The 18862-nt window shown below is 73.8% G+C and carries 21 protein-coding genes and 1 tRNA gene; 9 read left to right on the top strand and 13 right to left on the bottom strand.

The genetic code is table 11. From position 1 onward, the window contains the following. Positions 1-14: 14 nt before the first annotated feature. Positions 15-857, bottom strand: coding sequence for an ABC transporter permease subunit (locus RHODO2019_RS13410; RefSeq protein ID WP_265382254.1), 843 nt, complete (start codon positions 855-857; stop codon positions 15-17). After that, entirely contained in the window at positions 854-1777 is a 924-nt protein-coding gene (locus tag RHODO2019_RS13405; RefSeq protein WP_265382253.1) for an ABC transporter ATP-binding protein, read from the bottom strand. The genes RHODO2019_RS13410 and RHODO2019_RS13405 overlap by 4 nt, the downstream gene beginning before the upstream one ends. Positions 1778-1968: 191 nt before the next feature. Here RHODO2019_RS13405 and RHODO2019_RS13400 point away from each other — a divergent pair, with 191 nt between their 5' ends. From RHODO2019_RS13400 to RHODO2019_RS13390, 3 genes are read left to right on the top strand one after another with little or no spacing between them, the layout of a single operon-like run. Then, positions 1969-2376 (top strand): PaaI family thioesterase, encoded by a 408-nt coding sequence (locus RHODO2019_RS13400; RefSeq protein ID WP_265384779.1) that lies wholly within the window; start codon positions 1969-1971, stop codon positions 2374-2376. A 21-nt stretch (positions 2377-2397) separates the two neighbouring features. Next, a complete protein-coding gene (locus RHODO2019_RS13395) occupies positions 2398-3012 on the top strand; it encodes an NUDIX hydrolase (protein WP_354005539.1) in 615 nt (204 codons plus the stop codon). 46 nt (positions 3013-3058) lie between these two features. Further along, entirely contained in the window at positions 3059-4237 is a 1179-nt protein-coding gene (locus RHODO2019_RS13390) for an alkaline phosphatase family protein (protein ID WP_265382252.1), read from the top strand. A 46-nt stretch (positions 4238-4283) separates the two neighbouring features. Here the strand turns inward: RHODO2019_RS13390 and RHODO2019_RS13385 are convergent, their stop codons facing one another. After that, entirely contained in the window at positions 4284-5264 is a 981-nt protein-coding gene (locus tag RHODO2019_RS13385) for an NAD(P)H-binding protein (protein ID WP_265382251.1), read from the bottom strand. Positions 5265-5331: 67 nt separating this feature from the next. On the opposite strand from RHODO2019_RS13385, the gene RHODO2019_RS13380 reads away from it, so the two are divergent. Further along, positions 5332-5517: a hypothetical protein gene (locus tag RHODO2019_RS13380; protein WP_265382250.1), complete on the top strand. Its 186-nt coding sequence runs from the start codon at positions 5332-5334 to the stop codon at positions 5515-5517. Between the two features lie 94 nt (positions 5518-5611). After that, a complete protein-coding gene (locus RHODO2019_RS13375; protein ID WP_435532121.1) occupies positions 5612-6871 on the top strand; it encodes a multidrug effflux MFS transporter in 1260 nt (419 codons plus the stop codon). A 91-nt stretch (positions 6872-6962) separates the two neighbouring features. Here the strand turns inward: RHODO2019_RS13375 and RHODO2019_RS13370 are convergent, their stop codons facing one another. Then, on the bottom strand, positions 6963-7718 hold the full coding sequence (locus RHODO2019_RS13370) for a CPBP family intramembrane glutamic endopeptidase (protein ID WP_265382249.1): 756 nt from the start codon (positions 7716-7718) through the stop codon (positions 6963-6965). Continuing rightward, positions 7715-8608, bottom strand: coding sequence for an NAD(P)H-binding protein (locus tag RHODO2019_RS13365; RefSeq protein ID WP_265382248.1), 894 nt, complete (start codon positions 8606-8608; stop codon positions 7715-7717). Before RHODO2019_RS13365 ends, RHODO2019_RS13370 begins: the two co-directional genes overlap by 4 nt. 62 nt (positions 8609-8670) lie before the next feature. On the opposite strand from RHODO2019_RS13365, the gene RHODO2019_RS13360 reads away from it, so the two are divergent. Together RHODO2019_RS13360 and RHODO2019_RS13355 are read left to right on the top strand one after the other, a co-directional pair. Then, positions 8671-9588, top strand: a complete 918-nt coding sequence (locus RHODO2019_RS13360) for an HAD family hydrolase (RefSeq protein WP_265382247.1) — start codon at positions 8671-8673, stop codon at positions 9586-9588. 53 nt (positions 9589-9641) lie between these two features. After that, positions 9642-10043, top strand: a complete 402-nt coding sequence (locus tag RHODO2019_RS13355; protein ID WP_265382246.1) for a VOC family protein — start codon at positions 9642-9644, stop codon at positions 10041-10043. Between the two features lie 6 nt (positions 10044-10049). On the opposite strand, the gene RHODO2019_RS13350 is transcribed toward RHODO2019_RS13355, so the two are convergent. Continuing rightward, positions 10050-11261: an acyl-CoA dehydrogenase family protein gene (locus RHODO2019_RS13350; protein ID WP_265382245.1), complete on the bottom strand. Its 1212-nt coding sequence runs from the start codon at positions 11259-11261 to the stop codon at positions 10050-10052. Between the two features lie 101 nt (positions 11262-11362). Here RHODO2019_RS13350 and RHODO2019_RS13345 point away from each other — a divergent pair, with 101 nt between their 5' ends. After that, the gene (locus RHODO2019_RS13345; protein ID WP_265382244.1) at positions 11363-12199 is read left to right on the top strand and encodes a sulfurtransferase; all 837 of its coding nucleotides are present in this window, start codon (positions 11363-11365) and stop codon (positions 12197-12199) included. 38 nt (positions 12200-12237) lie between these two features. Here RHODO2019_RS13345 and RHODO2019_RS13340 read toward each other — a convergent pair whose 3' ends face one another. The 3 genes from RHODO2019_RS13340 to RHODO2019_RS13330 all read right to left on the bottom strand — a co-directional run bounded on the left by RHODO2019_RS13340 (position 12238) and on the right by RHODO2019_RS13330 (position 14003). Then, positions 12238-12837, bottom strand: coding sequence for a helix-turn-helix domain-containing protein (locus RHODO2019_RS13340; RefSeq protein WP_265382243.1), 600 nt, complete (start codon positions 12835-12837; stop codon positions 12238-12240). Next, complete coding sequence (locus tag RHODO2019_RS13335) at positions 12822-13172, bottom strand: hypothetical protein (RefSeq protein WP_265382242.1); 351 nt, start codon at positions 13170-13172, stop codon at positions 12822-12824. The genes RHODO2019_RS13340 and RHODO2019_RS13335 overlap by 16 nt, the downstream gene beginning before the upstream one ends. A gap of 117 nt (positions 13173-13289) precedes the next feature. After that, entirely contained in the window at positions 13290-14003 is a 714-nt protein-coding gene (locus RHODO2019_RS13330; protein ID WP_265382241.1) for a PaaX family transcriptional regulator C-terminal domain-containing protein, read from the bottom strand. An 83-nt stretch (positions 14004-14086) separates the two neighbouring features. On the opposite strand from RHODO2019_RS13330, the gene RHODO2019_RS13325 reads away from it, so the two are divergent. Then, the gene (locus RHODO2019_RS13325) at positions 14087-15712 is read left to right on the top strand and encodes an acyl-CoA dehydrogenase family protein (RefSeq protein ID WP_265382240.1); all 1626 of its coding nucleotides are present in this window, start codon (positions 14087-14089) and stop codon (positions 15710-15712) included. A 153-nt stretch (positions 15713-15865) separates the two neighbouring features. On the opposite strand, the gene RHODO2019_RS13320 is transcribed toward RHODO2019_RS13325, so the two are convergent. The 4 genes from RHODO2019_RS13320 to RHODO2019_RS13305 all read right to left on the bottom strand — a co-directional run bounded on the left by RHODO2019_RS13320 (position 15866) and on the right by RHODO2019_RS13305 (position 18839). Further along, positions 15866-16579, bottom strand: a complete 714-nt coding sequence (locus RHODO2019_RS13320; protein WP_265382239.1) for a class F sortase — start codon at positions 16577-16579, stop codon at positions 15866-15868. Between the two features lie 19 nt (positions 16580-16598). After that, entirely contained in the window at positions 16599-17294 is a 696-nt protein-coding gene (locus RHODO2019_RS13315) for a hypothetical protein (RefSeq protein WP_265382238.1), read from the bottom strand. 876 nt (positions 17295-18170) lie between these two features. Next, positions 18171-18243: transfer RNA gene (locus RHODO2019_RS13310), tRNA-Arg, on the bottom strand. Positions 18244-18311: 68 nt separating this feature from the next. Beyond that, positions 18312-18839: a DUF4240 domain-containing protein gene (locus RHODO2019_RS13305; RefSeq protein WP_265382237.1), complete on the bottom strand. Its 528-nt coding sequence runs from the start codon at positions 18837-18839 to the stop codon at positions 18312-18314. Between the last annotated feature and the right edge of the window lie 23 nt (positions 18840-18862).

Below are 18862 nucleotides of genomic sequence, written 5' to 3'. Positions count from 1 at the left end.
TGCAGTCTCACCGGTCAGGCGTCGGCCTTGCGCATCCGGTACGCCGCGCCCCCGACGAGCACCACGGCCCACACGCAGAGCACGGCGAAACCGGTCCACGGTGACAGCGGGTTCGCGACGCCCCGCACGTCGCCGAACAGCGCACCTCCCGCGTTGGAGGGCAGGTACTGCACGAAGCTCGAGGTCCACGAGGACGGCAGCAGCATCGTCAACGGCGGCACCACGAAGAACAGCCCGACGAAGGTGGAGATGCCGGCGGCGGTGTTGCGCAGCAGGGTGCCCAGCGCGACCCCGATCATCCCGGCCACGGTGACGTACAGGGCGGACCCGATGACCGAGCGCAGGGAGCCCGGGTCGGAGATCGAGGCGTCGAGGCCCTTGCTGCTGAGCAGGCTCTGCCCCAGGTAGAACGAGACGAAGCTCGCGACGAGCGAGACCACGAGGACCACGGCGGCGAACACGGCGAGCTTGGCCCACAGCACGGGCAGCCGGCGCGGCACCGCAGTCAGCGAGGCCCGGATCATCCCGGTGCTGTACTCGCCGGTCACCAGCAGGACCCCGAGCACGCCCACGGCGAGCTGGGAGAACGTGATGCCCCCCAGGCTCGTGGCGACGGCGTTGAAGCTCGCCTGCTCCGCGGGGCGGAACTTGCCGAACTGGCTGGCGGTGACGGCGGAGAACAGTGCCCCGAGCCCGATGGTGAGCACCACGGCGACCAGCAGGGTGATGATGGTGGAGCGCAGCGAGCGGAACTTCGTCCACTCCGAGCGCAGCACCCGGGTCTGGGTGACCTTGAGCGAGCCGGCGGTGCGCGCGGCGGTTCCGGTCGGGGGGCTGGTGATCGTCCCGTTGCTCATGCCGCCACCTTCTTCTCGTCGCTGGAGCGGTACTCGACCGCGTCCTGGGTGAGCTGCATGAACGCCTCCTCCAGGGAGGCCTGCTGCGCGGAGAGCTCGAAGACGGGCAGGTGGGCCTGCCACGCCGCAGTGCCGATCTGCTCGGCGGTGAGGCCGTGCACCAGCAGGACGTCGGAGACCTCGCTGGTGACGGTGACGTCCGGTCCGAGCAACAGCTCGCGGAGCGTCGCGGCCTCGGGGGTGCGCACGGTGACCGCGCCCCCGGACGCCCGGGCGACGAACTCGTCCACCGTGGTGTCGGCGATGAGCCGGCCGCGGCCGACGACGACGAGCCGCGCGGCGGTCTGGGCCATCTCGCTCATGAGGTGCGACGACACGAACACGGTGCGGCCCTCGTCGGCCAGCGCCCGCAGCAGGGTGCGGATCCACAGCACGCCCTCCGGGTCGAGCCCGTTGACCGGCTCGTCGAGCACCACGACCCGCGGGTCGCCGAGCAGGGCGGAGGCGACACCGAGCCGCTGGCCCATGCCGAGGGAGAAGCCACCCACCCGCTTGGCGCCGACCTCGCGCAGGCCGACCATGTCCAGCACCTCGTCCACCCGGCGGGCGCCGATGCCGTTGGTCTGGGCCAGGGCGAGGAGGTGGTTGCGGGCCGAGCGCCCGGTGTGCACGGCCTGGGCCTCGAGCAGGATGCCCAGCTCGGCCATGGGGGCGGCGCTGGCGCGGTAGTCCTGCCCGTTGAGCCGGACGCGCCCGCTGGTGGGCTCGTCGAGCCCGGCGATCATCCGCATGGTGGTCGACTTGCCGGCGCCGTTGGGCCCCAGGAAGCCGGTGACGATGCCCGGCTGGACGGTGAAGTCCAGCCCGTCCACCGCCAGCTTGTCGCCGTAGCGCTTGCTGAGGTTCTCAACCTCGATCATCTGCTGCTCCTCGCGTGCCGTTCCCGGAACTCCTGCCCCCACGACGCTAGGAGGGCGCCGGCGGCCCGGCATCAGCCCCGGGGCCACACCTTGACGGGGCAGGTATGCCCTGCGGCCTAGGGGCTAGGGTCGGTCCGATACTCGTACTCGCTCAGCGGCCGACCCCAGGAGGACCTGTGACCCACCCCGCGCTGCCCGATCTCTCCCTCGACGCCGCCAGCCCGTTCCTGGCCGCGGCGGGCCTGCGGCTCGACGAGGTCAGCGGCACCCGGGTGACCGGGCACCTCGACCTGGGCCCGGAGCACCACACCCCGTGGGGCGTGGTCCACGGCGGGATCTACACGACCGCGGTGGAGTCGGCGGCCAGCATCGGTGCGAGCCTGGCCGTGGCGGAGAACGGCCAGTTCGCGGTGGGCGTGAACAACAGCACCGACTTCCTGCGGGCCACCACGGGCGGGCGGGCCGAGGTCGTGGCGCAGCCGCTGCAGCAGGGACGGGTGCAGCAGCTGTGGCTGGTGACCGTGACCGACGACCAGGGCCGCACCCTGGCCCGCGGGCAGGTGCGGCTGCAGAACGTGAAGCAGCCCGCCCGGGGCTGAGCCGAGGCGCAGGATGGGGTGGTGACCGTTCCCGGCGCAGCGATGCGCAGCACGATGGCCGAGCACCTCGCCGCGTTCCGCCCCGTGCCCGTCGAGCTGGACGGGCGGCGTCCCGCCAGCGTGGCCGTGTGCGTCCTGATCGCCGCGGACGTACCCAGCGTGCTCATCACCCGCCGCGCTCCCCGGATGCGGGCGCACGCCGGACAGTGGGCGCTGCCGGGCGGGCGGCGCGAGCCGGGGGAGACCGCGCCGCAGGCCGCGCTGCGCGAGCTCGAGGAGGAGACCGGGGTGCGGCTGGGGCCGGAGTCGGTGCTCGGGCTGCTCGACGACTACCCCACCCGCTCGGGGTACGTGATGAGCCCGGTGGTGGTGTGGGGCGGGGTGACCGACGGGGTGTTCGCCGCCCAGGAGGCCGAGGTGGCCGGGGTGCACGTGGTGCCCGTCGCCGACCTCGACGTCCCGCCGCGGATGCTCACCATCCCGGAGTCGGAGTCGCCGGTGATCCAGCTGCCGCTGCTCGGCGGCATGCTGCACGCCCCCACCGCGGCCGTCGTCCACCAGTTCTGCGAGGTGGCGCTGCACGGGCGGTCCACCCGGGTGGCACACCTCGAGCAGCCGGTGTTCGCGTGGCGGTGACGGGGCCCCCTGGCGCGCGGCCGCAGGTCCCGGCAGGGTGACGACGGTGACTCCCCGTCCGCTGGACCTGCCGTGCCCCGCGTACGGCTCGCACAGCCTGGCCGATCTCGGGCCCGCCGTGCTCGCCGGGCTCGGCGTGCCGGGGGAGCGTGCCGGCCTCGGGCTGCACGATCTCCGCCGGGTCGTGGTGCTGCTGGTGGACGGCATGGGGTCCGAGCAGCTCCGCGAGCACTCCGAGCTGGCCCCGTTCCTCTCGTCGCTGGCGGGGGCCCCGCTCACCGCGTGCTTCCCGACCACCACGGTCACCTCCATCTCCTCCTGGGGGACCGGCCTGACCCCCGGCCAGCACGGACTGCCCGGCTACACCTCCTGGCTGCCCGAGGCCGACGCGGTGGTGGGCTGGCTGGCCTGGTCGACGGTGGGCGGGCGGGATCCGGACGGCGTGTCCGTGGCGGGTCGCGACCTGCGCCGCGAGCTGCCGCCCGAGGACGTGCAGCCCGCGACCACCATCTTCGAGCGGGCGGCGGCCGACGGCATCGCCGTGACCCAGTGCGCCCCCGCGGCCTTCCTCGGCAGCGGGCTCACCCGGGCCGTCCTGCGCGGGGCGGAGTTCCCCGGTGCGGTGGGCGGCGGGGACGTCCTGGCCCAGGCGGGCGAGGCCGTGCGCCGGGGCGACCGCAGCCTCGTCTACTGCTACACCAGCGAGCTCGACACCGTGGGCCACGTGCGCGGTCCCGGCAGCGAGGCCTGGTGCGAGCAGCTGCGCCTGGTCGACGGACTGGCCCGGCGGCTGGCGGAGATCCTGCCTCCCGAGGCCACCCTGCTCGTCACCGCCGACCACGGGATGGTCCGGGTCGCCGAGGAGTCGAAGGTGGACCTCGACACGACGCCCGGTCTGCTCGACGGGGTGCTGGCCGTGGCCGGCGAGCCCAGGGTGCGGCACCTGCGGGTGCGGGGCGGGGCGGACCGGGACGTGGTCGACACCTGGCGGGGTGTGCTGGGCGCCCGTGCGTGGGTGGGCACCGGCGACGACGCGGTGGGGGCGGGACTGTTCGGCCCGAGCGTCACGGCCGCGGCACGCTCCCGGATCGGGGACGTGCTGGCGATCGCCCTGGACGACCTGGCCGTGGTCTCGGCGACCAAGCACCCGCGGGAGGCGGCGCTGGTCGGTCACCACGGGGCGCTCACCCCGGCCGAGCTGGACATCCCCCTGCTGCGCACCTGAGCCCCGCGCGACATCGCCCGCGGAGCACCTCGGGCCGCGGACCGGGTCAGCGGCGGTGGGACCAGGGCGCGTCCGTGCGGCACAGCTGCAGCGGGTCGGGCGCCGCGCACACCCCGGGCAGCCGGTTGCGCGGCGCGTGCGAGCCCACCCGGGCCCGGGCCAGGGCGTCGTCGATCCCGGTGAGCTCCCCGGGCACGAGCGTGGTGATCGCCCCGGTGTCGGCGACCATGGTGTTGGTGAGGCTGAGCACCAGGTCGGCCACCATGTCCGGCGGCAGCGGGGTCAGCCGGGCCACCACCCAGGACGCGAGCCGCGTGGGCACCGGCGGGGTGGGCAGCATCACCCGGCGCAGCCCGGCGGTGCGGACGTAGCGGCGCACCAGCTCCGCGTAGGGCAGCCGCTCGGGTCCGCCGAGGTCGTAGGAGCCGGGGGGCAGATCCACGGCGGCCAGGAGGTAGCGGAGCACGTCGTCGACGGCCACGGGCTGGACCAGGGTGTCCATCCACGGGGGCAGCGGCACCACCGGCAGCCAGTCGCCCATGTACCGGGTGATCTCGTAGGACGCCGAGCCCGCCCCCAGCACCACCGCGGCGCGCAGCCACACCAGGTCCGGACCGTGCTCGGTGAGAACCTCCCCCACCTCGGCCCGGCTGCGCAGGTGCTCGGAGAGCTCCTCGCCCGGGGGCACCAGACCGCCGAGGTAGACCACGCGGCCGACCCCCGCGGCGCGGGCGGCGCCGGCGAACCTGCGGGCCCGGTCGGCGTCGGTGCGGGCGTAGCCGTCCTCGCCGATGGCGTGCACCAGGTAGTAGGCCACGTCCACCCGACCGTGCTCGGACAGCGCGCGGGCGCACGACGCGGCGTCGTCCACGTCCAGGTCCGTGCAGGTGGCGGAGCCGGCGAAGTCGAAGTCGGTCAGCCGTTCCGGACGCCTCGCCGTGGCCAGCACCTCGTGACCCGCCCCCAGCAGCGCCGCCACCAGCCGCGAACCCACGTACCCCGTCGAGCCCGTCACCAGTGTGCGCACCCGTCCAGTGGACCAGGGCGGTGCTCGTCGCGCCCAGCGGGTCCGGGCGGACGTGCACACTCGGGGCGTGGCCCGCGGTGATCACCCGATGCGCACCCCGTTCTACGGCGTGCTGCTCATCGTCGCCGCGATGGTCGGCTCGACCGTGGCCACCGTCGACGGCCCGGCGTGGCTGCGGGTCGTGGTCTACGTCGTGTCGGTTCCCGCGGCCCTGGTCGGCTTCGTGATGACCTTCCGCGACTACTCGAGCTGAGCGTCCGGGAACAGGACGGACGCGGCGCGCGCTAGCGCCTGGGTACGCCGCAGGCCCCGACACCGCCGTCGGGCCCTCCCGATCCAGGAGAGCCGTGACCGCCGAGTCGACGATCGTCCCCGTCACCACCCCGCTCCGACCCACCGCTGCCGTCGCCGTCCAGCCGGAGGGTCGCGCCCTGCTGCGCTGGGTCCTCGTGCTCGGCTCGCTGGTGGCCCTGGGCCCGCTGACCATCGACATGTACCTGCCGGCGCTGCCGACCATCGCAGCCGATCTCGGCACGTCCTCGGCCACGGCGCAGCTCACCCTCACCGGGACGCTGTTCGGGCTCGCCGTCGGCCAGCTCGTCATCGGTCCGCTGTCGGACGTCCTCGGGCGCAAGCGTCCGCTGCTCGTGGGGACGGCGCTGCACGTGCTGGCCTCGCTGGCCTGCATCGCCGCGCCGGACGTGGCCGTGCTCGGGGGGCTCCGGGTGCTGCAGGGTGCCGGCGCCGCGGCCGCCGCGGTCGTGGCCATGGCCGTGGTGCGCGACCTGTTCCACGGCCGGGCCGCAGCCACCGTGCTCTCCCGGCTCATGCTCGTGATGGGGGTGGCTCCGGTGCTGGCCCCCACCCTGGGCGGGATCCTGCTGACCACGGTGTCCTGGCGCGGGGTGTTCGGTGCGCTGGCGGTGGTCGGCGTGGCGCTGCTCGTCGTGGGGGCTGTGCTGCTGCCGGAGACCCTGCCGCCCGCGGCCCGGCGCAGCGGTGGTCTCGCTCCGGCCCTGCGCACCTACGCGGCGCTGCTGCGGGACCGCCAGTTCGTGGCGCTGGTCGGGGTCGCCGGGCTCGCGATGTCCGCGCTGTTCGCCTACGTGGCCGGGAGCTCGTTCGTCTTCCAGGAGGAGTACGCCCTGGACGAGCAGCAGTTCGCCTTCGTGTTCGCCGCGGGGGCGGTGGCGCTGATCGGGGCCTCGCAGCTCAACGTGCGACTGCTGGACCGCCGCACGCCGGAGCAGATCACGGTGGGTGCGCTCGTCGGTGGCGTGGTGGTCGGGGTGGTGCTCGTCGTGGTCGCGGCCACCGGGTCCGGCGGGCTGCCGGGGCTGCTCGTGCCGCTGTGGCTGCTGCTGGGCACGGTGGGGCTGGTGCTGCCGAACGCTCCGGCGCTGGCGCTGTCCCGGCACGGGGAGGCGGCCGGAACCGCTGCCGCGCTGCTCGGGGCGGTGCAGTTCGGCTTCGGGGCGCTCGTCTCGCCCGTGGTGGGGCTGCTGGGCAACGACAGCCTGGCGATGGGCTCGGTGATGCTCGGCGGGGAGGCCCTCGCCCTGGTGGTGCTGCTGCTGGTGCTGCGCCGGAGCACCGCCGACGGCTGACGCCCCCCCAAGACCCGCCAAGTGCGGGCTTGTGGCTGCCATTCCGCGCTCAATGACCGCTAGAAGCCCGCACTTGGCGCTGAGCGGCGGGTCAGCCGGCGGCGGTGGGGCCTGCGTCGGTGGGATCGGCGAACAGCGGCGGCAGGTACCGCAGCATCAGGGTGGACCACGTCAGGTGGGTCAGCAGGGGCGCCTGGATGCCGCCGGTGACCTGCCGCTGCACGCCGAACAGGGCGCCCATCACGGTGGCCGCCAGCACCAGGGCCGGGTTTCGGGTCGCGGTCGTGGCCAGCGCGTAGACCGCGGTGGACTTCAGCACCGGCCGGTCCACGCCCACGGCCGCGTAGAGCGCCCCCCGGAAGAACACCTCCTCGGCCGCCCCGTTGGCCAGTGTCGTGGCCAGCACCAGCCGGGGCGAGCCCGCGCGGGCGTACTGCAGGATCGAGGCGATGGCCCGGTTGAGCACGGGCACCTCGCGCGCGACCAGCGCGCACCCGTAGAACACGCCGAACGCGGCCGCACCGGTGAGCACCGGCAGCGCCACCGGCCGGCTCAGCTGGTGGTTCGGCCGCTGCATCCACCCCAGGTGCAGCGGGCCCGAGGCGAGCCCGCCGGCCACCCAGGTCCCGGCCACCGCGGAGGTGAGCGCGTAGAACGTCCTCGACCCGGGCCTGGTGGACAGCGACCGGCCGAGCAGCCCGGCCCCCAGCACGGACACCCCGGCCACCACCCGACGCCGGTGGTGAAAGGCCGCGTCACTCTCCCGGTGGTCGCGCGGCACCTTCTCCACCAGCCACGACGGGACCGTGGCCAGCAGCCGGGCCCGCCCGCGGTCGAACGGCTTCACGCCCGGGCCGCCTTCGCCCGCTCGCCGAGGGCGGCGAGCACGGCGTCGTCGTAGTCCATCGGCTCGAAGGGCACCAGGGCGCGGATGCTGTCGTCGCGCACCACCACCTCGTTGCTCATGGAGTCGATGAGCGAGCGCCCGGTCTGCACGTCCACGTCGGTGACGAAGGAGAGCCAGCGCGAGGAGAGCTGCGGGGTCAGCAGCGGCACCGGGACCACGAGCATCGTGCGTCCCTCGATGGTCGCGACCCGGCGCATCATCTCCACGTACTGCAGCACGTCCGGCCCGCCGATGTCGAAGGCGCGGTCCGCGGCCTCCGGCACCTCGAGCACGCCGACGAGGTAGCGCACGACGTCGGCCACGGCGATCGGCTGCGTCCGGGTCCGCACCCAGCGCGGGGTGATCATGGCGGGCAGGTGCTCGACGAGCTGGCGGGTCATCTCCCAGGAGATCCCGCCGTGGCCGACGATGATCCCGGCCCGCAGCGTGGTGACGGGGACGCCCGCGGAGCCCAGCAGGTCCTCCACCTCGCGGCGGCTGCGCAGGTGGGCCGACAGGTCGTCGGCGTCGTCGCCCAGGCCGCCGAGGTAGACGATCCGCTGCACGCCGGCGTCCTTGGCAGCGCGGGCGAAGGTGCGCGCGGCGTCGGCGTCGCGCTTCTCGAAGTTCGGGTCGTCCAGGGAGTGCACCAGGTAGTACGCGGCCTCGCAGCCCTCCAGCGCGGCGTCGAGGGTGTCCTCCTCGTGCACGTCACCGCGCACCGCCGTACCCGTGCCCGTGTACGTCCCGGGCTTGCGGGTCATCGCCCGCACCTCGTGCCCGGCGTCCTCCAGGGCGGGACACAGCCGTCGACCGACGAAGCCGGATGCGCCGGCGACCAGGACTCTCATGGACCCAGGGTCTCGTGCCCCGGCCCTCGCCGCGCGTTGAACCCGGTGGTGGGATCACACCCGTGCCTGCCTCCCTGCCGACCGGTGTCACCCGTGGACCACGCTTCGACGACTGGACCGCCCGGGTCCCCCGGTACGTGGTCTGCGACGTCGACGGCACCCTGGTGGCCAGCGGCACCACCGCATCCCCGCCCGTCGCCGCGGCCGTGGCGGCGGCCCGACGGGCCGGGCTGCACGTGGGGATCGCGACGGGGCGGCTGCCCCAGGGGCTGCGCGCGCTGCAGGCCCAGCTCCGCCTGACCGTGCCCGCGGTGGTCCACAACGGGGCCCAGGTGGTGCACGAGGGGCGCGCGCTGCACAGCTGGCCGCTGCCGAGCGGGGCGGCCTCCGACCTCGCCGCGCTGCTCGCCCAGCGCGACCTGTACGGCGAGCTCTACACCGGCACGCGGTTCCTCGTCACCGACCGCCGCCCGGCCGCGCACCGCGCCTGGGAGATCGTCAGCGGCCCGCCCGACGGGCTCGTCGACGAGCTCGACCTGGACGTCGACGAGGTGCTCAAGGCGACGGTGACGGTGCACGAGGACGACGAGCTGGACCACGTGCTGACCGGTGCGGCGGCCCTGGGGCTGGCCGCGGAGGCGTCGACGTCGCCGATGTTCCCCGGTGAGCTCTTCGTCAACGTGACCGCCCCCGGGGTGGGCAAGGGGGTGGCGGTGGCTGCCGTCGCGACCGGGCTGGGGGTGGCCGCGGCGGACGTGCTCGCGGTCGGGGACGGCATGAACGACCTGACGATGCTGGCTGCGGCCGGTACCGCCGTGGCCATGGCGGGCTCACCGGCGCCGCTGCTGGCGCTGGCCCACCTGGTGGTGGCGGACGCGGCGTCCGACGGCGCGGCTGCGGCGCTGCACGCGGCGGTGGGCTGGGCGGCGGGCCGCGGCCCGACGACGGGGCGGGGCGGACCTGTCCGGTCGACCAGGTGACGCGCACCGCTGGGCTGGGTAGACAGGGGGGACCCCCCGACGAAGGAGCTCCCGTGCCCGCGTTCCCCCCGCTGTCCCACGCCGCCGTGACCGTCACCGACCTCGCCGCCAGCACCGCCTGGTACACCGCGCTGTTCGGCTCAGAGCCCGTGCTCGACGAGGACGAGACCACCGGGGGCTTCCACCACACGGTCTTCGCGCTGCCGTCGGGCCAGCTCTTCGGCCTGCACACCCACCCGGGCGGTGCCGTCACCGGCGGTTTCGACGCCCGCCGAGCCGGACTGGACCACCTGGCCTTCGGCTGCACCGACCGGGCGGAGCTCGAGGCCTGGGCCGCCCGGCTCGACGAGCTCGGTGTCGCCCACGGCGGGATCGTCGACGCCCACTACGGCAGCGGGGTGTCCTTCACCGATCCCGACGGCACCGCGCTGGAGCTGTTCGCACCGCCGGCCTGAGGCCGCTCAGCCGACGTAGGGCCGCTCCCGGCCCATCTCCTCGCGGGCGATCGAGCGACGGTGCACCGCGTCCGGACCGTCCACGATGCGCAGCACCCGGGCCCAGGCGGAGAAGTAGGCCAGGGGCGTGTCGTCGCTGACGCCCATGCCGCCGAACACCTCGATGGCCCGGTCGATCACCGCGCACGCCACCTTGGGTGCGGCGACCTTGATGCCCGCGATCTCGCTGCGCGCCCCGTTCGCCCCGTGGGCGTCGATCAGCCACGCCGTCTTCTGCACGTACAGCCGCACCTGGTCGATCTCCACGCGGGAGTCGGCCACCAGCGCCTGCACCACGCCCTGCTCGGCCAGCGGCTTGCCGAAGGCCACCCGGTCCTTGGAGCGCGCCACCATCAGCGCCAGCGCCCGCTCGGCCATCCCGATCGCCCGCATGGCGTGGTGCACCCGGCCCGGGCCCAGCCGCGCCTGGGCGATCCGGAACCCGTCACCCTCCTGCGCCAGCAGGTTGGTCACCGGCACGCGCACGTCGGTGAACGTCAGCTCGGAGTGCCCGTGCTGGTCCTGGTAGCCGAAGATCGGCAGGTTGCGCACGATCTCCAGGCCCGGGGCGTCCCGAGGCACCAGCACCATCGACTGCTGGCGGGCCCCGGGGGCGTCCGGGTCGGTCTTGCCCATGACGATGAAGATCCCGCACCGCTCGTCGGCCGTGCCGGTGATCCACCACTTGCGACCGTTGATGACGTAGTCGTCGCCGTCGCGCACGATCGACGTCTGGATGTTGCGGGCGTCCGAGCTGGCCACCTCGGGCTCGGTCATCGCGAACGCCGAGCGCAGGGTGCCCTCCTGCAGCGGGGTGAGCCAGCGTGCCTTCTGCTCGTCGGTGCCGAACAGCATCAGCGTCTCCATGTTGCCCGTGTCCGGGGCCTGGCAGTTCAGGGCCTCGGGGGCGATGACGGGCGACCAGCCGGTGATCTCGGCGACGGCGGCGTACTCCAGGTTGGAGAGCCCGGAGAGCTCGTGGTGGAACAGGTTCCACAGCCCGCGCCTGCGCGCCTCGACCTTGAGCTCCTCCAGCACCGGCGGGGTGCCGTGGTCGTCGTGCCCGCGCGCCGCGCGCCAGGCGTCCCACACCGGTTCCGCGGGAAACACGCACTCGCGCATGAAGTCCCACGTGCGGCCGCAGACGTCCTCGGCCTTGGCTGACAGTGCGAAGTCCACGGTGGTTCCTCCTCGGCGGCGCGGGGGCGGCGGTGCCCCGCACCCATCGTGGTGGACACCGCTGGTCGACGCCGCGGCGCCCCGGCTGGGAAGGTTCTCCCATGTCCTCGCGCACCGACGTCCTCGTCACCGCCACCGATCTCCGGACCCGGGTCGAGGCGGGGGAGCCCGTGGTGCTGCTGGACGTGCGCTGGGTGCTGGGTGACCCGCACGGTCGCGAGCACCACGCGGCCGGGCACCTGCCGGGTGCGGTGTTCGTCGACCTGCACCACGAGCTCGCGGGGGAGCCCGGGCCGGCGGCGGGACGCCACCCGCTGCCCGAGATCGCCGACCTGCAGGCCGCCGCTCGCCGGTGGGGCGTCCGGGCGGGGTCGAGGGTGGTCGCCTACGACGACTCCGGATCGATGGCCGCCGCGCGGGCGTGGTGGCTGCTGCGCTGGGCGGGGGTGACCGACGTGCACCTGCTCGACGGCGGGCTCGGGGCGTGGGTGCGGGCCGGCGGGCCGGTCGAGGCCGGTGACGTGGTGCCCGAGCCCGGCGACGTGGAGCTGAGCCCGGGGCACCTGCCCGTGCTGGACGCCGACGGCGCCGCGGCGCTGGCCGTGACCGGGGTGCTGCTGGACGCCCGCGCCGGGGAGCGCTACCGCGGGGAGACCGAGCCGATCGACCCCCGGGCCGGCCACGTCCCCGGCGCGCTGAGCGCCCCGACGGCCGAGAACCTCACCGTCGCAGGAGAGATCCGCCCCACCGACGAGCTGCGGGCCCGGTTCGCGGGCCTCGGGGCCGACCGCGCGGACGTCGGGGTCTACTGCGGCTCGGGGGTGACCGCCGCCCACGAGGTGGCCGCGCTGGCGGTCGCCGGGATCGACGCCGCGCTGTACGTCGGCTCGTGGTCGCAGTGGTCCTCGGACCCGGACCGTCCCGTCGCCACGGCGTAGCCCGCCCCCTCGTCACGGGGCAGGGCACCGTCGACCCGCTACCAGGCTGCGTCGGGATCGGCCCTCGGTCGGACCCGCAGGTGGGCGCGCTCGCCCTGGCGGCCGAACAGGGCCAGGAACTCGGTCGGCCGCCCGCCCGAGCCGGTGAACCAGTGCGGGGTGCGGGTGTCGAACTCCGCCGCCTCGCCCGCCGTCAGCAGCAGGTCCTGCTCACCCAGGACCAGGCGCAGTGCTCCGTCCAGGACGTAGAGCCACTCGTGGCCCTCGTGGGACTGCAGGTCCGGCTCGCCGGGCCGGCCGTCCACCGGGAGCACCATCTTGTAGGCCTGCACGCCGCCCGGGCGCTGGGTCAGCGGCAGCACCGTCATGCCGAACCGGGTCACCGGGCGCAGGTGCACGCGGGGATCCCCCGTTGCCGGTGCACCCACCAGGTCGTCCAGGGCCACCCCGTGGGCGCGGGCGAGCGGGAGCAGGAGCTCGAGGTTGGGGCGCCGCTGCCCGGACTCCAGCCGGGACAAGGTGCTCACCGAGATGCCCGTGGCCGTGGCGAGGTCGGCGAGGGTGGTCCCGCGCTGGTGGCGCACGGCGCGCAGCCGTGGACCCACGGCCGTCAGCACCGAGCTCAGGTCCTCGTCCACCCCGCCACCGTGCCAGAACCCCGTTCGGGGACCGACGGCACGCCCCGCACCCGGGCCGTGAGCTCCTGGTTCCGCCGGGCGGCCGCCACGAGCTCCTCGGTGCTGCGCGGCCAGTCCAGGAGCGTGGCCCACACGGTGTCCGTGGCCCGGCTCAGTCCCGAGGCGACCGGGCGCTGCAGCCGGTCCTCCGCGGCGGCGGAGGCGGTGGTCCAGTCCTCGACGCTGCCCGGCCAGTCGGCGCGACGCCGGACGACGCTGCCCGCCACCTGGAGCTCGGTGGCGACGTCCAGGGCGGCGCGGGCCACCCGCCGGACGAGCAGCTCGTCTGGTCGCACGTGTCCTCCCGACCTCGTCGCGTGGCGGACCAGGACGTCCGTCGAACGTCGTCCGGGGGCCGGGGACTCGAGGTGACGGTAGCCGGTGCTTGGGGCCGGTGCGCGACGTCGGTGACCTCAGCCCGCCCCGTGCACCTGCGCCAGCACCTCCCGCTGGTAGTCGCGGTACACGGCGCGGGCCGCGTCGGCGGGCCAGTCCGGGGGGCACAGCTCGGCGGGGAGCAGGGGGTCGGTGGCGAGGTGCCGGACCAGGTGGGCGGCGACGGCCAGCCGGGTCGCGGGCTCCGGCGTGCCGGCCAGGGCGTCGACCGCTGCGCCCGTGACGGCGGCCCAGCCGGGGAGGTCCCACAGCGTGGCGGCCAGCACCACGGGATCACCGTCGGGCACCGCCCGGAAGGTCTGGACGGCCCTGTCGTCGGGAGCGGGTGGCCGAGGTCCCAGGTTCGCCGGCCGCAGCCACACGCCCTCCCTCTGCTCGGCCAGCCGGCGCGCGGCCAGCGCGGCCCGCCGGGCCAGCCGCTCGCCACCGGACCCACCCGCACCGACCACCACGGCCATCTCCCAGGACCCGTCCCAGGGCAGCTCGGCGGTGTGCTCCTCCTGACGTCGGCCGCGCTCCAGCAGGCGCGACCCCAGCTGGTAGATGCCGTCCGCGCGTCGCAGGTCACCCGCCGCGACCGCCCGGGTGAGCGCCACGCGCGTGGTGGCGGCAGACACGCCGAGACCGAGCGCGGTCCGGGTGAGCTGCCGGGCGCTCAGTCCCTCCGGGTGCGCCCCGAGCACCAGGCTGAGCACGGTCGAGCGGGCCGATAGGGGCTTCCACTCGGGCACGGCGGCACCCTGCCACAGTGGCGACCCGCGGGACGGCATTACATCTGTTGACGCACGTGTGCGTCGGGTCGTAACGTCCGGCCATGGCCACCCACGACGTCCTCAACCAGGTCCCGCCGCTCGTCGGCCACGACACCAGCGACCACGCGGCGCTGCGCGAGGGGCTCGTGCGGGAGGGTGCGGGGTGGGCGCTGCCGGAGCTCGAGGAGCTCGGTCGCCTCGCGGGCACCGAGCACGCCCAGCAGCTCGGACGGGTCGCCGAGCGCTCGAGGCCCGTGCTGCACACCCACGACCGTTACGGCAACCGCACCGACGACGTCGAGTACGACGCGGCCTACCACCAGCTGATGACCACGGCCGTCGCCCACGGGCTGCACGGGGCGGCGTGGGCCGACCCCCGCCCGGGGGCCCACGTCGCCCGCGCCGCGAAGTTCGCGGCGTGGAACGTCGACGCCGGCCACACGTGCCCCATCTCGATGACGTACGCCGTGGTCCCGGCCCTGCGGGCGAACGCGGCACTCTCCGCCCAGCTGGAGCCGCTGCTCACCAACCGCGAGTACGACCCCGGCCTGCGGGACCCGGCCACCAAGCGCGGCCTGGTCGCGGGGATGTCGATGACGGAGAAGCAGGGCGGCTCCGACGTGCGCGCCAACACCACCACGGCCACCCCGCAGGCCGACGGCAGCCACAGCCTCGTCGGGCACAAGTGGTTCACCAGCGCCCCGGTCTCGGACGTGTTCCTCACCCTCGCGCAGGCGCCGGGCGGGCTGTCCTGCTTCCTGGTGCCGCGGGTGCTGGCGGGGGGCGCGCGGAACGCGGTGCGGCTGGTGCGGCTGAAGGACAAGCTCGGCAACCGCTCGAACGCGTCGGCGGAGATCGAGTACGACGGTGCCGTCGGCTGGCTCGTGGGGGAGGAGGGCCGGGGGGTGCGCACCATCGTGGAGATGGTGAACATGACCCGCCTGGACTGCGTGATCGGCGCCTCGTCCGGCATGCGGACCGCCGTCCTGCAGGCCACCCACCACGCGCGGCACCGGTCGGCCTTCGGGGCGAAGCTGGTCGACGCCCCGCTCATGCGCAACGTGCTGGCCGACCTGGCCGTGGAGTCCGAGGCCGCCACCACGGCGATGATGCGGCTCGCCGGGGCCAACGACCGCGCGATCGGCGGCGACGAGGGCGAGGCGGCGCTGCGGCGCATCGCCCTGGCCGTGACCAAGTACCACGTGTGCAAGCAGGCCCCGGCCGTCGCCGGCGAGGCGCTCGAGTGCCTCGGCGGCAACGGCTACATCGAGGACTCCGACATGCCACGCCTCTACCGCGAGATGCCCCTGCTCTCGATATGGGAGGGCTCGGGCAACGTGGCGGCGCTCGACGCGCTGCGGGCCGTCGCCCGGGAGCCGCACACCCTGGACGCCTACCTGGGCGAGGTGGAGCGGGCCGAGGGGGCCGACGCCCGGTTCGACGCTGCCCTGGACCGGCTGAAGAAGGAGCTGACCTCGGTCGACGACCTGGAGCACCGCGCCCGCCGCGTGGTCGAGCAGCTCGCGCTGGTCTTCCAGGGCTCGCTGCTGGTGCGGCACGCGCCCGCCGCGGTCGCGGATGCCTTCTGCGCGACCCGGCTGGACCGGGACTGGGGCCGGGCCTACGGGACCCTGCCCACCGGGCTCGACCTGGACGCGATCCTGGAACGCACGGCCGCGCTCGGCTGACGGCGGCGCCCGGGCTGACCGGCCGGGCGAACCGGCCGGGCGGAGCCACCGCGCTGCTGGTGGCTCCGCCCGGAGCCCGACGGCCAGGGCCGCGTCGTCGTCCGGGGCCACGTCACGCCAGCACGCCTCGACCCTTCGGCGTGGCGAGCACAGCTATCCGACGGGCAACGCGTACAAGAAGACGTTGTCCTCGTAGTTGCCCGTGGCGTTGTCGAACGCACCACCGCACGACACGAGCAGCAATCGATCCGAACGTGCGGCGCCCGGCTGCCCGAAGTCGCTGTCCTGGTCGTAGAGAGACCTTCTCAGCTCCGGTCGCGCAGCGAGCTCGTCCTTGTTGTACTCGGCTGCTGCGCTGATCTGGTAAGTGAGTCGGCGTTGATCGGCGAGAACCACGGTGAAGGTCTCGCCAATGTTGTTCACGCCGTACTCAGCCACGTCGCTGAGCGCGCCTCGTACGAGCTTTCCATCGATGACGTAGTTGATGTGCCCGGTGATGATGACGGTGCCTCTGCCCGAGCCCGGGGCGGCGTCCTCGCTGGCCCAGCTGAGCACACGCGGGTCAGGTGGTACGAACAGCGACCCACTCGGGTTGAGCGGATTCGCGGTGATCTCAGCAGAGACGCCGTCTGGATGGTTGCTGCTGGCGAATGGAATGACCAGCTCGACCGGTGTACCTGACCGATCGGGAACGGACGTCGACGTCGGTGCAGGCGCCGCCGAGACCGGTAGGGCCTCCGTCGCTGCTACCTCGGCGGGTAGCGCGGCACCACCCAGCACGATGGCGGACTGGGTGGTGCCGAGCTCGTGGTCGGCGATCAGTGCCGTGCCGGAGGCGATCAGCAGCGCGCTGAGCCCGGTGGCCACCTGCCTGAGGACCACTACGTCACCGCAGGTGGCGCCTGCGCAGGGACATCGTCAGCAACCCAGCGGCACCGAGCACTGCCAGCGCCACCCCGAGCGGCACCTTCCACGCCGAGACTGCTGCCTGGCCGGCGTCCACACTGCCGGGGATCGGCCCGGAGCTGGCCTGGTTGTTGGTCACGCTGCCACGGGTGGCCGCGTTCGGAACGATCGCGCCCGCTTGCCCACCGGGCACCGGGGGAACCAGCACTGCCGTGGGTCGGGTGGTGGTGGTCGGTGTGGCCGCCTTGGTGGTGGTGGTGGTGGTGGTGGTGGTGGTGGCCGCCTTTGTCGTGGTGGTCGGTGTCGTGGTGGTGGTCGGTGTCGTGGTGGTGGTCGGTGTCGTGGTGGTGGTCGGTGTCGTGGTGGTGGTCGGTGTCGTGGTGGTGGTCGGTGTCGTGGTGGTGGTCGGGGTCGTGGTGGCCGGCTTGACCTTGCAGCCGGCCGCGAGGATGTCTTGGTTTCCTACTGCGGGGTAGTCGTGGCCCTTGTAGGTGAATGCTGGGATGATGTCTTTGGCGTGCTGGCGGTAGTGGCCGTCATACGCACCGGCCGCGTCTACCTTTATCGTCCTGTAGGGGTTCGACTTCGAGGCGGTGGCGTGGCACAAGGTAATTTTGTCACCGGGGCCTTGCTGAACGCGGACGGTTTCAGCGGTCGCGGAGGACGCCACCTGCACGCTGAGGGCTGTAGCGGCCACGAGTAGTCCCGTGAGAAGGGGTATAGCCAAGCGGCGGTACCGCGTCAGGTCAACGTGACTGAAGTATCGTGGCGCCATTGTCGTCTCCTCGTCGTGCGCACCAGTACTTGATCCGTTGCGAACGCCGTGGCCGCTTGTCGTGAAGAAGACGGCCGTGGCAGCTCGGGGCTGATCTCGTGTGAGGTCTCGCGTGGGCTGAAACCCGCACAGTAGAACCGTCAAGGGTGTGACGCAAGGACCGCGCAGGAGACAATTACTAGTGCGCACGGTGAACGAGATGGAGTGGCCGGCGCGTCGCGGAGCTGCTTGCACTCCTGGTCTGAGCCCGCCGGTGTCGTGCACCTGTTCACGGCTGTGGTTGACGAGGACGTGACTGCCGACGGTGCTGCCATGGAGGTGCTCGTCCTGGCCGGGTGACGTCGACGTGGAACAGCCCGTCACCGGCACCACGGCACCGTGCTCGCACCGGGGTGATCAGCTCGGTCGGGGCGGGTGGAACCCTGGTGGAACGAGCTCGATGCCCCGGTTCGGGCGTGCGTCGCCCGGGCCCTTCGAGTGAGCACCGACGAGTGGCGTCCGGGACCGGCACGGTCACCCATCGCTCAGGACCGCCTTCCCGGATCGGCCGCCTCGCCACGACAGGCCGGGGACGTTATGGATGGGCGTCGTACGGGCGACGGACCCAGGTATCGGCGTGAGCCCTCCCGTTCGACCCTGGAACCCGAGCGGCGTCGCGAGGTGGCGTGGACACCTGAGCCAGTGTCCGGGACGGAAGTGCTCGCACTGTGGCGACGGCCTGAGCTGGACGGGCCGCGGCGACGGTCCGAGATTTGCCTGTCAGCGGCATAAATAGGGTGCCCCTAGCAGGATTCGAACCTGCGACACACGGTTTAGGAAACCGATGCTCTATCCCCTGAGCTATAGAGGCGCGGGGCGCGAGCGCCCGGTGGAGCAGCGTAGCGGCTGGCCGTGGCGCACCACGGCGCGGGCGCTCACCTACCCGAACCGCTCCGCCAGGCGGGGGAAGTGCTCCGCCAGCACCTCGGGCTCGTCGCTGAGCTGGGTGCCCACCGGCTCGCCGTCGGGCAGGGAGATGGCCACCCGGTCCGGGTAGACCTCCTCGAGGTGGCGCCCGGTGTGCCCGGCGTAGACCTCGGCCGGCACCCCCGCCCAGCGCTCGGCCACGGTGAGGTCGTCCGGGTCCACGTCGACGTCGATGTCGGCCAGCGCCTCGGGGTCGGCCAGCGCCTCGCGGTACGTGCTGCTGCCCAGGCTCACCACCCAGGAGCGCGCGTCGGTGAACGCGTCGTCGCCGCAGCTGCCGAACAGCAGGTCCGCCGCTCCCCACAGGGTCCACGAGTACAGCGCGTGGTTGGCCTCGACGAGCAGCCGGTCGAACTCGACCACCTCGTCCACGTCCAGCCCGGACAGGCGCGCGTGCAGCGACTCCACGTGCGCGTCGAGGTTGCCGCGGGCCTCGGCGCGCGTCTCGTCCACGATCTCCCAGAACTCGTGCTCGTCCACGCCGTCCATCCTCCCGCACCGGC

Origin of the sequence: Rhodococcus antarcticus, assembly GCF_026153295.1 — a bacterium.
GTDB classification, from domain to species: domain Bacteria; phylum Actinomycetota; class Actinomycetes; order Mycobacteriales; family Mycobacteriaceae; genus Rhodococcus_D; species Rhodococcus_D antarcticus.
The sequence above is the reverse complement of the archived record's forward strand: the minus strand, read 5'-3'. Positions and strand labels throughout refer to the sequence as shown.